The following is a 13785-nucleotide window of genomic DNA, read 5'->3' as shown; positions in this document are numbered from 1 at the left end:
TGTGTCGGCGACGAAGTCGCGGTCGACCAGGTCCGGCGCCCTGGGTGCGGTGGAGTCGGGGATCGTCGTGATCACCTTCTTGCCGCGGACGGCGCCGGTGATGCCGAGTTCGCGCATGAGGCGCTCGACGGTGCAGCGGGCCACGGGATGGCCCTGTCGGTTCAGGTGCCGCCAGATCTTCCTGGCGCCGTAGACGCGGTAGTTGGTGTCGAACGCCTCGATGATCAAGGTCTTCAGTTCGGTGTCGCGGAGGGTGCGGGCCGCGGGGGCGGCCTGGCGTTTGCGGTGGGCGTAATAGGTGGAGGGCGCGATCTTGCAGTCGTGGTCGGTGAGGACCCGGCAGATCGGCTCGACGCCGCCGAAGCGGTCCTTGTGCTCGTCGATGAACGCTACGAGCGTGTGTGTGGCCGGTCGAGCTCGGCCGCGAAGAAAGACGCTGCTGCCTTGAGGATGTCGTTCGCCCTCTTCAGCTCAGCGTTCTCCTTCTTCAGCCGCTTCAGCTCGGCCGACTCATCCGTTGTCGTGCCCGGCCGGGTGCCAGCGTCGATCTGGTCCTGCCGCACCCACTTGCGCAGCGTCTCGGTCGTGCCGATGCCGAGTTTCGACGCGACGGCCTTCATCGCGGACCACTCGGTGTCGTACTCCGGCCGCACCTCGGCGACCATGCGGACAGCTCGTTTGCGCAGCTCAAGCGGGTACTGGGAAGGACGTGCCATGACTCGATCCTCTCAAATGATCGAGTCCCTACCGAACCCGGAACGGTTCAGTCTCATAGACCAGCAAGTTGCGTGGCCCCCGTAGTTGTCCAACATCGCTGGCAAACGATCCGGGTTCGGTGGCAGAGGACACCCGCAGCCACCGCACCTGGTATCACGCTGACGCCCCGATGGAGCCTGTGGGCGCGCAGGACGATGGAAGCGTGGGCGAGCACAACGAGGACCGGGAGCACGGGGGACCTCGAACTCCGTCACCGCTTGCGGGCCCGGGCCGAGGACCGCATCCGGGCCGCCCGGGCCACCGGGCTGCGGAACCTGCCCCTGCAACACACCGCCCAGAACCGGGTCTGGCTCGAGATCGTCCAGATCGCGTTGGATCTGCTGGCCTGGATGCCGATGCTCGCACTCACCGGCAAGGCCAGGCTCTGGGAACCCCGCCGTCTGCGGCTCCGACTGTTCTTCGCGGCCGGGCAGCTCGTCACCACCGGGCGCCGGCGGATTCTCCGATTCGCCCGGCACCGGCCCTGGATCTGCGACATCACTGCCGCCCTCGACCGGCGCGCTCAACTCCCGAACCCCGGCTGACCAGCAGATTCGCTGTCCCGACGACAGCACCACCCGCTCCGGGCAGTGGAACCCGGCGCCCACCCGAGGCGACACTTGGGCCGCCGCCCTGCCAGCTCTCAGCCGCAGAACGCGAAATGGTCCGCCAACTTCGTCAGCGGACCATCACTAAAGATCGAGGCTAGCGGCCCAGCGGAGACTGGATGGCCTTGGAGTCCGGGTTCCAGAGGTGCTTTTCGCTGACGATGGCCGACGCCGCTACCCGGTGGACGTGGCAGTTGTCGAGGACGTAGCCGGTGGCACTCTGGAAGCGCTCATGCAGACGGATCCCGCACGCGCATCACACCAGCAGCACAGTCAGCACTACGGCAGGGTGGACGTGCTCGAACGGGGCGGCAAGGCGAGTGGCGATGCATGCGAGCAACTGGTGCTCGAACGTGCCATCGAGGATCTTGCGGAGGCGGCCGGACGCGACCCCTGCATCGGATCGGCCGCGGCTTCTTTGCAGGATCGCTTGCAGGAGCTGGCCACACGAGGGGCTCCGCGCACGCAGCACGGACTGATCCACGGCGAACTCGGGCCCGACCATGTCCCGGTCGATGCCTCCGGACACCCCGTCCTCATCGATGTAGAGGGCCTGATGTTCTTCGATGTCGAGTGGGAGCACGTATTCCTGCAGCTTCGTTTCGGTGACCAGTACTCGGCCTTGTCCCGCCCCGGACTCGATCCGGCACGGCTCGACCTCTACCTGCTCGCGATGCGTCTCTCACTGGTGGCTGGCCCCCTTCGCCTGCTCGATGGCGATTTCCCGCACCGCACGGTGATGCAGAAAGTCGCCGAGCACAACGCGAAGGAGGCGCTGGCTCTGTTGGTCTCATAGCACCGCGTCCGTCGCACAGGCATCGCTTCTGCCGCTGCATGCCTCGACGGCCAGCCGCCTTGACGGGCGGCTGGCCGTCCCGCGTTCCCCTAACTTCTCGGCAGTGCCGTCATTTCTCTTTGACACTCGCGAGCCAGTTGATCGACAACTGACTCCGGAACCGGTCGACAATCGCTGTTCCTGGAGATGAACGAAGCCACCCTCTTGTCCGGCGAGGTGAAGTCAGGTAGAGGTCGAGTCGCGGTCGCCTTCTTCTTGGGGTCCGAGTGGGCCGAGCCGGTGATCGAGCGCGGCACCGACCTCGGAGCAGTTCTTGCGGATGACGTCGAGGAAGGCGTTCAGTGCCGGGGAACGGTCCCGGGCACGGAAGGACAGGACCAGATCGGGCAGAGGCGTGCGCGGGGTCACCTCGCAGAACCACGTGCCCCGTCGTGGGGCCGTCAGCATGCGGGAGGGCCCCAGGCCGACGCCCACGCCGCAGGCGGCGAGGCCGATGATGGTGTGGATGTCCCTCGCGACGGTCGCGCCGGAGAGCGCCGGGGAGTCCTTGCCCAGGAGGGTCCGCAGTCCGGTGACGACGGTGGGCTCGTCCTCGCCCGGCGCCACGATCAGCGGCTGTCGTTGCAGCCGGTCCACGTCCACCGAAGGCTGACCCGCGTACGGGTGCGTGCTGCTCACGACCGCGACCAGGTGGTCGTGTCCGATCGGGACCGATACCAACTGCTCGGCCCCGAGGCCCCCTGGCCGGCCGAGGCCGATCGCCACGTCCAGTTCGCCGGCGACGAGCGCGGCCGTGCTGCGCCTGGTCGCCATTTCGTGCAGTTCCAGCCGCACGTCGGGCCGTTCGCGGCTGAACCGGCCGAGGATGTCCGGCAGGGGTTCGAGCAGCGCCGAGGCAATGAACCCCAGGCGCAGCCGTCCCGTCTCGCCGCGCGCTGCCCTGGCCGCGTCGACCGAGGCCGCCGCGATCTCGTCGAGCGCCCTGCGTGCACGGGAGAGGAAAGCCGCGCCCGCAGCCGTCGGGAACACCCCCTGGCGGGTGCGATCGAACAAGCGGGCGCCCACTTCCCGTTCGAGGTCGGCGATCTGCTTGGACAGTGGAGGCTGCGCGATGCCCAGCGCACCGGCCGCCCGGCCGAAGTGTGCGTGCTCGGCGAGGGCCAGTGCGTACCGCAGGTGCCGCGCCTCCATGTCAGCCTCTCGGACATATCTCAGAAGTATCGTCGACCAGCTTGCCAGATCTTTCACTGGATGGTCGGGGTTGGCTCGCGTGAAATGCAGTCATGACTGATCTTTCCCCTACAGACACTGTCTTCGTCTTCGTGCACGGGGCCTGGCACGGCTCCGGGCAGTGGGCGGCGACGCAGCGCGCACTCGCCGCACGCGGCGCCGCGAGCATGGCCATCGATCTGCCGGGGCACGGCTTCGACGCGCCACTGCCCAGCGGATACCTCCAGCCGGGCCAGCCGGGCCTGTTGACCGAGAGGTCCGCGCTTGCGACCGTGACGATGGACGACAGCGCCAAGGCCGTGCTGGACACGCTGCGCAAGGCCCGCCACCACCGTCGTGTCGTGCTCGTCGCGCACAGCGCGGGCGGTGGCCCCGCGTCACTGGCTGTCGAGCGCGCACCCGAACTCGTTAACGAGATCGTCTACCTCTCGGCCTTCGTGCCCGCCGGACGGCCCCGGTTCTTCGACTATCTCGGCTCGCCCGAGAACGCCACGGCACGGGGCGAGAGTCTCAACCTCGGCGACCCCGGGGAATTGGGCGCCGTGCGGATCAACCCGCTCTCGCAGGATCCCGCCTACGTCGAGGAACTGCGGCAGACTTACTACCACGACACTCCCTTGGACCGCTTCGACCGCTGGCGCTCGGCACTGAGCCCCGATCTGCCGCTGGCGATCCCCACCACCCCGGTCATCGTGACCCCGGACCGGTGGGGGCACGTCCCGCGGACCTTCCTGCGCTGCGCAGACGACCGGGCGCTGCCCACGGCCGTGCAGGATCTGATGATCGCGGAAGCCGACCGGGCCATGCCCGGGAACCCGTTCACCGTGCGCACCCTCCCGGGCAGCCACAGCCCGTTCGCCGCCCGGCCCCGTGAGCTCGCCGTGGCTCTGCTGCCGTGAGCGGTGGACGCCTCGTGCTGCCGGTGGTGCTCAGCGCCACTTTCGTGCAACTCCTCAACGTCACTGCCGCCCAGGTGGCTGCGCCGGCGATACAGGCCGGTCTGGGCGCCGGTCCGGGCGCCGTGCAACTGGTGCTCGCCGGATACACCCTGACGTACGCGTGCCTGCTCATCCCCGCCGCTCGGCTGGGCGACCGGTACGGCTATCGTCGACTGTTCGTGGCGGGCACTGTGGTCTTCACTGCGGGCTCGGTGGCCGGCGCGTTTGCCCCTGACGCCGCGTCGCTGATCACGGCCCGGCTGGTGCAGGGCTCGGGCAGCGGCCTGGTCGCCCCCCAGGTCCTCTCCCTCATCCACGCCGCCACCCCCGCGGCCCGCCGATCGCGCGCCCTCGGCTCGTACGGTGCCACCATGGCCGTCGCGTCACTGGCCGGGCCCCTGATCGGCGCTCTCGTCCTTAGTGCCGATCTCTTCGGCCTCGGCTGGCGGCCGGTGATGCTCCTCACCGTGCCGGTGGCGCTCGCCTCGCTGGCCGGATCGACCGCGCTGCCTCGCAGCCGCGGGGCGGACAAACTCCGCGTCGACAAACTGGGTGCGCTGCTGGTCACCGTGGGAGCCGGCGCACTGGTCCTGCCCCTGACCCTGGGGCGGGAAGCAGGCTGGCCCTGGTGGACGTGGGCCGGTTTCGCCGTGGCCGTGGCCGCCCTCGCCCACTTCGTCCGAAGCCTTCCGCACCGGCCTGACCCGCTGATCCATCCCGCGGTGCTGCGTGACTGGTCGGCGCGTAGGGGCACGTTGCTGGTGTTCGTGTTCAACACGGGCGTGCCTTCCTTCACCTACCTGCTCTTCCTCCATCTCCAGTCCGCCGTCGGGTACTCGCCTCTGGCTGCCGCGCTGACGTCGGCACCGTTCGCCGCCGCCGCCGTCTTCGGCAGCAGAGCCGCGCCCGCTCTTGTCCGCCGGCACGGGCCGACAGTGCTCACCGTTGCGTCCCTGGTGCTGGCCGGGATGTGCCTGGCGCTGGCCCCGCTCGTCGGCTCGGCGGCGGGACGCCAGGCGGCACTGCCCGTGCTGGCGGTCGGCGGAGCCGCGTTCGGCGCCTTCACCGCGTCGGTGTTCACGCTGGTCCTGGCCGAGGTGCACGGTGCCGCCGCCGGCTCGGTCTCCGGACTGCTGCCCACAGCACAGCAGCTCGGCGGATCAATCGGAGTGACCGCGGCCGGACTCGCCTACTACGCCCCCGCCGCCGATGCGGACACCGCGTTCCGGCACGCGATGCTCTACCAGGTCGTCGCCTTCACGATCACCGCGTTGATCAGCCTCCGGCTCCGCCACCGGCCTGGCCCCGAGCCCGTGCACGGCCACAGCAGTCACAGCGGAGAGGCACGTATATAACTGGAGCGCCCTCAGACGCTGCGGGCATCCGTCGGACCAGCGTGGGCGCGATGTCGACAGGGTGCGGCAAGCCTCGTGGTCGAGGAACGGCGACCTCCTCCAGGCGGCGAAGGAACGGAAGGTGCGGGCGGCGTCGGAAATGCGGATGTCGTGGCGCCGACGGCGGCCTCGTGAAGGAGCTTGGTGAAGCCGGCGCGGACCGGGGCAGAGGTGGGCTGGGTGCGGTTCTCGGTGAGCATCCGCACGTCCTCTTCGCGGCCGGCCTGGTCGAGCTTCCTGGCCTTGCAGTTCGTCCCACTGCGAGCATGGCCAGTCTGCCGCAGCCGGACCGCTGGCTATGCGGCCACGGGGGGCCATCGCTACAGAACGACCAAGGTCGGTTCGGACACTGGTCCGCTCTGCCGCTGGGGTTCGGCGAAACGGCGCCGGGCGGGTCGGGTCCTGACTATGGTCCGGCCGTAGCGGTGGAGTTTGCGGAAGGGCAGGTGACCTCCCAACCCGCCTCGATCATCCGGAAGATCTCGTCCACCGTGGCCTTTGGATCGGCCGCCGCACGGGCCAGCGAATAGGCGTCGATCACGAACCTCGCGATCGCCCGGCAGGCCGTTGGGGTCGGTGACAGGCCGGGATCGGCGGCGATGGCCGTTGCCAGCGACTCCGCGTGGCGCAGTCTCATCGACTCCTCGTACTCCCGCAGGGCAGGTGATGCGTCGATCATGCGCCAGATCGGGGCGGCGCTGTCCGCCGTGCAGTGACGCACCAAGGCTTGGATCTCGCGGCGCAGCGCAGGGATGAGCGGTTCGTGCGGCTCCCGGTCGGTGACCGCCCGCGTGAGGCGTTGCTCGAAGTCTTCGTCCTGCTCGAACACCAGGGCCTCTTTCGAGGCGAAGTGAGAGAAGAGCGTGGTGACGGCCACGTCGGCCTCGGCAGCCACGTCACGGATGCCCACCGCGTCGTACCCGCGCTCCAGGAAGAGCCGCAGGGCGGCGTCAGCGATCTTCTGACGGGTCACGGCCTTCTTGCGCTCACGTCGTCCGGTCGGCACGGTCATGCATCGTACACTATCAGGTGCATATCCGTAACTGTTCCAAAATGCTATCCGTTAGTGCTACGGTCGCCGCATGAAGAAGGTGAGCTTCGCCGAGTTCGGTGGTCCGGACGTCCTGCAACTCATAGATGCCGAGGAGCCCCATGCGGGCCCCGACCAGATACGCATTGCTGTGCGGGCGGCGGGCGTGAATCCCGTCGACTGGAGGATCCGTGAAGGCCAGGTTCTGGGGGCCCATCCGATCGAGTTGCCCTCCGGAGTCGGGCTGGACGCCTCCGGGGTGGTGGACGAGGTCGGTCAGGGCGCCGAAGGGGTCGAGGTCGGCGACCGCGTGTTCGGCGAAGGTTCGAGCACGTATGCCGAGTTCGCCGTGCTGTCGGCCTGGGCCCATATGCCCGAGGGGCTGACGTTCGAAGAGGCGGCCGGATACCCCTCGGTGGTGGAGACCGCTCTGCGCGTCATCCGCGAGGTCGGTGTGCGGTCCGGGCAGACGCTGCTGGTCAGCGGCGCGTCCGGGGGAGTCGGATCAGCGGTGCTGCAGATCGCCCGTGACCGCGGCATCAGAGTGATCGGCACGGCTGGGGCCGCGAACCAGGACTACCTGCGGAGCTTGGGTGCCGTCGCCACGACGTACGGCGAGGGCTGGGTCGAGCGGGTGCGGGAGGTCGGCCATGTCGACGCGGCTCTCGACCTGGCGGGCTCGGGCGTGCTCCGCGAACTCGTCGAACTGACTGGTGATGCGCATAGGGTGATCTCCATCGCCGATCTCGACGCGCCGGAGTTCGGCGTCCGGTTCTCCGGCGTGGCCGGGAGCGTGCCGGAAGCGCTCGCCGAGGCCGTCAACCTCATCTCGCGAGGAAAGCTCCACATCCCAGTCGAGAAGTCGTACACACTCGCCGAGGCTCCGGCGGCGCACATCGACAGCCAGGCCGGTCACACGCGCGGGCGCAGGGTTCTGGTCGTCTGAAGGCAGCTGTGCGTCGCCCTCGAGCAGAAAGTGAGGGCGACACCAGCATCTCGCTACTTCATCGGAAGAGACCAGCGGACGCGATGACCTGCGGTGTTACGGGGCCGTAGCTCACTGACCTGCACGTATGGCCTTTCGGATTCTTCATGCTCGTCCCCGTTGATGCAGTCGGAAGTCCCAGAAAAGTCCCAGGAAGCTCCCACTTCTTTCGGCTGTCCGGGCGTGCGTCAACGTGCGGAGCGCAATCGGTGGCGGTACGCCGATCTTGCAGGCAGGCTGGGGCGTCGCGGGGGCAGCGTGCGTGCGTCAAACGAGCCATCATGGCTGCGCGGCTCCTGGTATGTCCCCGCTGCTGCTCAACGGAGATCGACCACGCCGCCACCCGCGAGCTCGGCCGTGCAGCGATGCTCAGCGCGATCGACGACATCCGACATTGGGTGCGACCAGGCCGTGCCGTGCTGTCTGAGATCACGGATGATCATCTGAGTGCCACCCAGTCGGTGCGCGCCCGCTATCGCGGCTCAGGGGCCGTAGGGGCTCCAGTGCCCGAGGAAGGGTTTCAGGTCGTCGGCCCGTGGGTTGGGGATGTCGGGCAGTCGGGGCGGTGTGTTCAGTGGGTCGAGGCGCTCCACGGTGGCGGCTGCCCAGCTGATCCATGCTTCGGCTTCGGTTCTGGTCTGCCCCGGTGGCATGGCCTCGACTCGTGTGCGTACCGCGCTCACGTACTCGGTCAGTCGGATGGCGTGGTGCCATGCCACTTCCAGTGCTTCGAGGTGCCGGACGCGGTACGCCTCGGCGTACCGGATGCGGGCTTGTTCCATGGCGGTTTCCCAGCGGATGCGCTTCTGGCGTGCCGCTTCGGCCTCGTCCTGGCGTCTGCGTTCGGCGGCTTCGCCGCGAAGCGTGACCTCCTGTGCGATCTCGGCGAGCTGCTCTTCGAGGGGACGGCCGGGAGCGTCGGCCCATTCGCTCGCCCGGTGTGGCTGGCCGCCGCTGACGATGAAGCGGAGGCGTTCGGACGGGGTGTAGTCGAAGCGGGGGATTCTGACCCAGGAGTGCTTCTTGGCCTCGGCGAGTTCCTTCTCGGTGGCGACGTGCTCGGCCCGGTCCTGCTCCTGGAGGACGAGAAACCCCACTGGCTGGCCCTGTGCGGTGATGGTGAAGTGAGGATGTGCCTTGCGGCGGCGATGAGACGGGGGTGCGAAGCCGGTCTTCCCGGCCGCGCAGGTGTGTCCTTCGGCCTCGGCGGCGGTGATGAGCGCCTGGATGAGTCGGAGAGCGCGTCCTTGGACGGGCTTGGTCAGACCCAGCGGCTGCCGTTCGTTCTGCATGGCCCGCACCACGGTGTGTGGCCGAGTGAGCCGCGAGGGCACGGCGACGGGGTCGAGGACAGCAAGACGCCAGGCGGGGATGTCGACGAGCTTGATCTCATACCCGCCGCTGCGCCAACCCCCGTACAGCTCCTTCGTCTCCGGAATCCTTCCGGATCTGCGTGCCGCGGCGACGCGGGACGGCCACTTTTCCAGCTCAGGGCCGCTGCCGCTCTTGACGATTCTGCCGCCGGCCTCCGCGAGTTCTTGCAGCAGCTGCTCCGTGAACGTGAAGCGAGGCTGTGATGGAGGGGGTAGCTTCCGCTCGGCGGCCGGCGTTTCCTGCGCTCGGGTGGACTGAGGTCGTGGAGCGGCGGCCTGGGTCTTCCGGGGGCGTGATCCGCGGGGCGGGTACGTGCCGTGTGCCAGGTAGTGCCGGCCGGCGCTCGTCAGGGCGACGCTCCACTGCCCGGCCTTCCGGGAGACCGTCACCAGGCCCCGGTTGTGCAGTGCCTGACAGGTTGTCTTGTAGGAGCTGGTGCTCCATACGCCTGCAGGGCACCCGGCTCCCACCCACTGCAACACCGACAGCTGCCGCTCATTGACCCGCCGTTCCATGGTCCGCCTTCGACTCGAAGTGACGCACGACGGCGGCATGGTGCCAGTTCCGCTGGTAGGCGACCGGTGCTTCGAGTCAATTCGCTCGAACGAGCGGGCTGACGTGGCTGGAAGCCGGTTGGGCCGAGAACCATAGGTGGGTGCCTGTCCTACGGCGAGGTCTGACTCCTGAGATCTCTGACCGAGGTGTCCTGATCACACTGTGTCGACCGCCGGCCAGGGGACAGCGCACTGTTGGTCTCGGGCTAATGGACGTGTCTCGATAGGGGCTTGCCAGACAGGCGTCATCACGATTCTGACCGTCCGCACGGTCCGGCTGCCGACTACGGGACAAGCCGTCGGCCTGAAAGGGAACGAGCATGACCGGCACGTCCTCCGCTTTGCGTCCTCGTCGGCGCCGGCCGACGAGCAAGGTGGTCCTCGGAGTGGACACGCACCGGGATGCCCATGTGGCCGCTGTGCTCTCCCTGGTGGGGGAAGTGATCGGCACCGCAGAGTTCCCGGCCACCTCGGCCGGATACCGCAACCTGCTGGCGTGGGCCAGGGCGTCGGGAACGGTGAGCCGGGCCGGAGTGGAAGGCACCGGCTCCTTCGGGGCGGCCCTGTCCCGCTACCTGCTGGCCCAGGGCGTGGACGTTTTCGATGTGAACCGGTTCGACCGGGCCGACCGCCGTCGGCGCGGCAAGTCGGACCCGCTTGACGCCGAGAACGCGGCCCGGGTGGTGCTGAGTGGGCGGGCGCGTGCCCAGGCCAAGGCGGGCGATGGGCCGGTGGAGATCGCCCGGATGTACAAGCTGGCCAAGGACTCGGCGGTCAAGGCCCGCACGCAGGCGATCAACCAGCTCAAGGCTGTCCTCATCCGTGCCGATCCGCAGCTTAGGGAGGAACTGGCCGGGCTGGGCAACGCAGAGCTCTTTCGCACCTGCGCAGGGCTCGTTGACGACAGCCTGAACCACGAGGCCGACGAGGGAGCGGTGCTCCACGCCACCCACGTCACCCTGGGTCTCCTGGCCCGGCGCATCAAACAGCTCAGTGAAGAAGTCCGGGACCTGGAAGGCCGTCTGACCCGGCTGGTGGAGCGCCACGCTCCGCAGCTGCTCGAGGTGGTGGGCATCGGTCCGGACACGGCCGTCACTTTGCTGATCACGATCGGGGACAACCCGGAACGCCTGGGCAGTGAGGCGTCTTTCGCGGCGCTGTGCGGGGTCAGCCCGGTCGAGCGTTCTTCGGGCAGTCGGCAGTACCGGCGCCTCAACCGGGGCGGCGACCGGCAAGCGAACGCGGCCCTGCACAGGATCGTGCAGACCCGCCTGCGCGTCGACCCGCGTACCCAGGACTATTACGAACGCCGCAGCAAGGAGGGCAAGACCCGACGTGAAGTCGTCCGAAGTCTCAAGCGATACGCGGCCCGGGAGGTCTTCCACCTGGTCAGACCTGTGCAGCCGCAACCCTCGTCATAGGGGCAGTGTGATAGCGGGTGATACGGCGGAGCCCGCCGGGACTGCTGCCTTGGGCGGGGCTTCTGCGCGCAGAGGGCTACGACGGGACGCAGTGTCCGGCGCGGGCACCGCCGTACTCTGGCTCGCCGCTTTCGAGGATGCGGCCGGTCTCGACAGGTTCTCTGGCCGGCGCCGCCCCGATTGTGTCGGCAGTCTCTGAACCTGGCCCCCCGGCCGGGTGCGACCCGAGCGGCGCTTGCCGCCCGAGGCGTTGTTGCCCGGGCAGACCCGCCCAGGAGGCAAGGTGCCCGGAGGAGCGGAAGACCGACATGTCCAGGCCGATCTCGGCCGCCAGCAGTCGGCGGGCGAGTACCCCGCGGTGTTCGACGCGGGAACGGTGCCCGAGTGCCTCCTCCAGCCTCCCCTTGTGGACCGCAAGCGGCCCTTGACCAGCGAGACCAGGACCTTTGGATCGCGCTCTCCCTCCACCAGTGCTTCCAGGATCGCCCGCGCGGACTTCGAGTACGCCTGGGAGGCCACCGATGTCAGTTTGATCCCGGCGTCCTGGAGCACCTTCTCCAGTCGCTGGATCATCCGAGCCCGTTCCTGCGTCATCGCTGTCCGTGACCGCGTCAGATCCCGCAGGTCCCCCATCTCCTGGGCGTCATGCGAGCCAAGCGGACTCCTTCGGACGGGTGTGCGGTGAGCTGTCGGTGCCGCCGTGGGCGGCCGTGCGGCCCAGGTGGCGGTGCACGAAGTGGATGCTCATCGCGCCTTCGCCGACCGCGGAGGCCACCCGTTTCACCGAGCCGCTACGGACGTCCCCTACCGCGAAGACCCCGGGCAGGCTGGTCTCCAGGGTCATGCACGGGCGCCCGCGGCCGTGCCACACCTCGTGGTAGGCGCAGGCTTCCTGGGCCTCCGGGCCGGTGAGGACGAAGCCGCGGGAGTCGAGGGCGATGACGCCGGCGAGCCACTCGGTGTGGGGGTCGGCGCCGGTGAAGACGAACAGGCCCCGTACCGCGAGTCGGCGGTGCCCGCCCGTGCGGTTGTCGACCACGTCGAGCTCCTCCAGCACCTCCTGACCGATGACCTCGGTGACCTCGGTGTGCAGCATGACCTCCACCCGCGGATGGCGTTCGACCTGGTCGATCAGGTAGCGGGACATGTTGGCCTCAAGGCTGGGTCCTCGGACCAGCAGGTGCACTTTCGGCGCGTACCCGGCGAGGAACAGCACCGCCTGGCCCGCCGAGTTGCCTCCGCCGACGACGGCCACCGGGTCGGTGCGGCACCGCTGGGCCTCGTAGACGGTCGCCGAGTAGTGGACGCTCGTTCCCTCCAGGCGTTCGATGCCGGGCACCTGGAGCCGGCGGTAGCGGGCACCCGTGGCCAGGACGACGGCGCGGGCGGCGATCTCGCTGCCGTCGGCGAACGCCACCACGTAGTGGTCCTCGTCCTTGGGATGGAGACCGGTCGCCTCCAGCGGAATGCTGATCCTGGCGCCGAACTTGTCGGCTTGGAGCACGGCGCGTTCGGTGAGTTCGGCGCCTGAGATGCCGGCGGGGAAGCCGAGCAGATTCTCGATGCGGGACGACGTGCCGGCCTGGCCGCCGGTGGCCATCGCCTCCACCACGGTGGTGCTCAGGCCCTCGGAGGCGGCGTACACCGCGGCAGCGAGGCCGGCGGGTCCGGAGCCGACGATGAGGACGTCGCCGTGACGGTTTCCGGCGGGCAGTGACGGCAGGCCGATGAGCCGGGCCAGCTCCGCGTTGCTGGGGTTGCGCAACAGGGTGGTGTCCCGCCAGATGACGAGCGGTGTCTCCTCCGGGCCGACGCCGAAGCGGCGCAGCAGGTCCTCGGCCTCCTTGTCGGTCTCCAGGTCGATCCAGCGGTGCGGCAGCCGGTTGCGGATCGCGAACTCGCGCAGCCGCCGGGTGTCGGGCGAGTAGCGCGAGCCGATGATGCGGAAGCCGGCGCCCTGTCCGACGAGCAGCGCGCGACGGCCCAGACAGGCGCGCAGCACGAGGTCCCCGATGGTGGAGTCCTGGGACACCAGGTGGCGCAATTGGGCCAAGGAGACGACGAGGACCTCGCCCGGGTCCCTGGCGACAGCGGTGTAGAAGGCCACCTGTCCGTGCAGCAGCCCGAGTTCGCCGATGAAGCGACCGGGGCCGTGCACGCGCAGCACGTGTTCCTCGGGAGTGCCGTAGTCCTCGACGACGGCGACGGTACCGCTGAGGACGACGAAGAACGTCTCGCAGCGCTCCCCCTCCTGGATCAGCACGTCGTTCGGAGCCATGCTCCGGCGTTGCCCGTGCTCTGCCAGACGTGCTATCTGGTCCTCCGTAAGGCGCGGATACGCGCCGCAGGTGTCCGGGGTCTCCGAGAAGACATCCTCGTCCGCTTCCTCCGGCACCGGTTCTCCGCCCGGCAGCGGCTGGTCGCCGGACATCAGACGAACGCCTCGTGAACGTAGCACCAGCGCCAATCCTCGCCGGGCTGGAACGACTGCACGATCGGATGGGCGTCGGCAGCTGCGTGCCTACGCGCGTGCTTGTTCGGCGAGGAGTCACAGCAGCCGACGTGCCCGCAGGTCAGGCAGAGCCTCAGATGGACCCACGGGGAGCCGAGCAGCAGACACTCCTGACACCCTTCCGGGGTCAGCGGCTGGACCGGCCGGACAAGCGCGAGGTGGGGGTCTGCGTGCAGGGTCATCCGGA

The 13785-nt window shown here is 69.0% G+C and carries 10 protein-coding genes and 2 pseudogenes; 6 read left to right on the top strand and 6 right to left on the bottom strand.

The features are described 5' to 3' along the window. A pseudogene (locus tag AB0B40_RS34115) lies at nt 1–716 on the bottom strand (IS3 family transposase); the annotation flags it as partial. Between the two features lie 237 nt (nt 717–953). Between AB0B40_RS34115 and AB0B40_RS34110 the strand changes: the two are divergent. Continuing rightward, nucleotides 954–1301: pseudogene (locus tag AB0B40_RS34110) on the top strand (transposase); the annotation flags it as partial. A gap of 250 nt (nt 1302–1551) precedes the next feature. Then, nucleotides 1552–2160 (top strand): aminoglycoside phosphotransferase family protein, encoded by a 609-nt coding sequence (locus AB0B40_RS34105; protein WP_362267376.1) that lies wholly within the window; start codon nt 1552–1554, stop codon nt 2158–2160. Nucleotides 2161–2382: 222 nt separating this feature from the next. Here the strand turns inward: AB0B40_RS34105 and AB0B40_RS34100 are convergent, their stop codons facing one another. Then, entirely contained in the window at nt 2383–3351 is a 969-nt protein-coding gene (locus tag AB0B40_RS34100; protein ID WP_345053733.1) for a LysR family transcriptional regulator, read from the bottom strand. 92 nt (nt 3352–3443) lie between these two features. Between AB0B40_RS34100 and AB0B40_RS34095 the strand changes: the two genes are divergently transcribed. Both AB0B40_RS34095 and AB0B40_RS34090 read left to right on the top strand, forming a co-directional pair. Continuing rightward, nucleotides 3444–4289, top strand: a complete 846-nt coding sequence (locus AB0B40_RS34095; RefSeq protein WP_345053736.1) for an alpha/beta fold hydrolase — start codon at nt 3444–3446, stop codon at nt 4287–4289. Further along, the gene (locus AB0B40_RS34090) at nt 4286–5683 is read left to right on the top strand and encodes an MFS transporter (protein WP_345053738.1); all 1398 of its coding nucleotides are present in this window, start codon (nt 4286–4288) and stop codon (nt 5681–5683) included. Before AB0B40_RS34095 ends, AB0B40_RS34090 begins: the two co-directional genes overlap by 4 nt. A gap of 445 nt (nt 5684–6128) precedes the next feature. Here AB0B40_RS34090 and AB0B40_RS34085 read toward each other — a convergent pair whose 3' ends face one another. Then, nucleotides 6129–6734, bottom strand: coding sequence for a helix-turn-helix domain-containing protein (locus AB0B40_RS34085; RefSeq protein WP_345053740.1), 606 nt, complete (start codon nt 6732–6734; stop codon nt 6129–6131). A 70-nt stretch (nt 6735–6804) separates the two neighbouring features. On the opposite strand from AB0B40_RS34085, the gene AB0B40_RS34080 reads away from it, so the two are divergent. Continuing rightward, entirely contained in the window at nt 6805–7698 is an 894-nt protein-coding gene (locus AB0B40_RS34080; protein WP_345053743.1) for an NADP-dependent oxidoreductase, read from the top strand. Between the two features lie 521 nt (nt 7699–8219). Here AB0B40_RS34080 and AB0B40_RS34075 read toward each other — a convergent pair. Next, nucleotides 8220–9029 (bottom strand): hypothetical protein, encoded by an 810-nt coding sequence (locus tag AB0B40_RS34075; RefSeq protein WP_362267373.1) that lies wholly within the window; start codon nt 9027–9029, stop codon nt 8220–8222. A 956-nt stretch (nt 9030–9985) separates the two neighbouring features. On the opposite strand from AB0B40_RS34075, the gene AB0B40_RS34070 reads away from it, so the two are divergent. Then, complete coding sequence (locus AB0B40_RS34070; protein WP_362267371.1) at nt 9986–11086, top strand: IS110 family transposase; 1101 nt, start codon at nt 9986–9988, stop codon at nt 11084–11086. 643 nt (nt 11087–11729) lie between these two features. Here AB0B40_RS34070 and AB0B40_RS34065 read toward each other — a convergent pair. Together AB0B40_RS34065 and AB0B40_RS34060 are read right to left on the bottom strand one after the other, a co-directional pair. Then, nucleotides 11730–13517: an FAD-dependent oxidoreductase gene (locus AB0B40_RS34065; protein WP_345053750.1), complete on the bottom strand. Its 1788-nt coding sequence runs from the start codon at nt 13515–13517 to the stop codon at nt 11730–11732. After that, a complete protein-coding gene (locus AB0B40_RS34060) occupies nt 13517–13780 on the bottom strand; it encodes a UBP-type zinc finger domain-containing protein (protein WP_097227389.1) in 264 nt (87 codons plus the stop codon). Before AB0B40_RS34060 ends, AB0B40_RS34065 begins: the two co-directional genes overlap by 1 nt. Nucleotides 13781–13785 lie beyond the last annotated feature (5 nt).

The organism is Streptomyces sp. NPDC042638, assembly GCF_040647235.1.
GTDB classification, from domain to species: domain Bacteria; phylum Actinomycetota; class Actinomycetes; order Streptomycetales; family Streptomycetaceae; genus Streptomyces; species Streptomyces rameus.
The sequence above is the reverse complement of the archived record's forward strand: the minus strand, read 5'-3'. Positions and strand labels throughout refer to the sequence as shown.

What these genes read in the sequence shown, in the direction of transcription:
- AB0B40_RS34100 (WP_345053733.1), bottom strand. Translation starts at nt 3,351, where the DNA reads ATGGAGGCGCGGCACCTGCGGTACGCACTGGCCCTCGCCGAGCACGCA.
- AB0B40_RS34095 (WP_345053736.1), top strand. Translation starts at nt 3,444, where the DNA reads ATGACTGATCTTTCCCCTACAGACACTGTCTTCGTCTTCGTGCACGGG.
- AB0B40_RS34085 (WP_345053740.1), bottom strand. Translation starts at nt 6,734, where the DNA reads ATGACCGTGCCGACCGGACGACGTGAGCGCAAGAAGGCCGTGACCCGT.
- AB0B40_RS34080 (WP_345053743.1), top strand. Translation starts at nt 6,805, where the DNA reads ATGAAGAAGGTGAGCTTCGCCGAGTTCGGTGGTCCGGACGTCCTGCAA.
- AB0B40_RS34075 (WP_362267373.1), bottom strand. Translation starts at nt 9,029, where the DNA reads ATGCAGAACGAACGGCAGCCGCTGGGTCTGACCAAGCCCGTCCAAGGA.
- AB0B40_RS34070 (WP_362267371.1), top strand. Translation starts at nt 9,986, where the DNA reads ATGACCGGCACGTCCTCCGCTTTGCGTCCTCGTCGGCGCCGGCCGACG.
- AB0B40_RS34065 (WP_345053750.1), bottom strand. Translation starts at nt 13,517, where the DNA reads ATGTCCGGCGACCAGCCGCTGCCGGGCGGAGAACCGGTGCCGGAGGAA.
- AB0B40_RS34060 (WP_097227389.1), bottom strand. Translation starts at nt 13,780, where the DNA reads ATGACCCTGCACGCAGACCCCCACCTCGCGCTTGTCCGGCCGGTCCAG.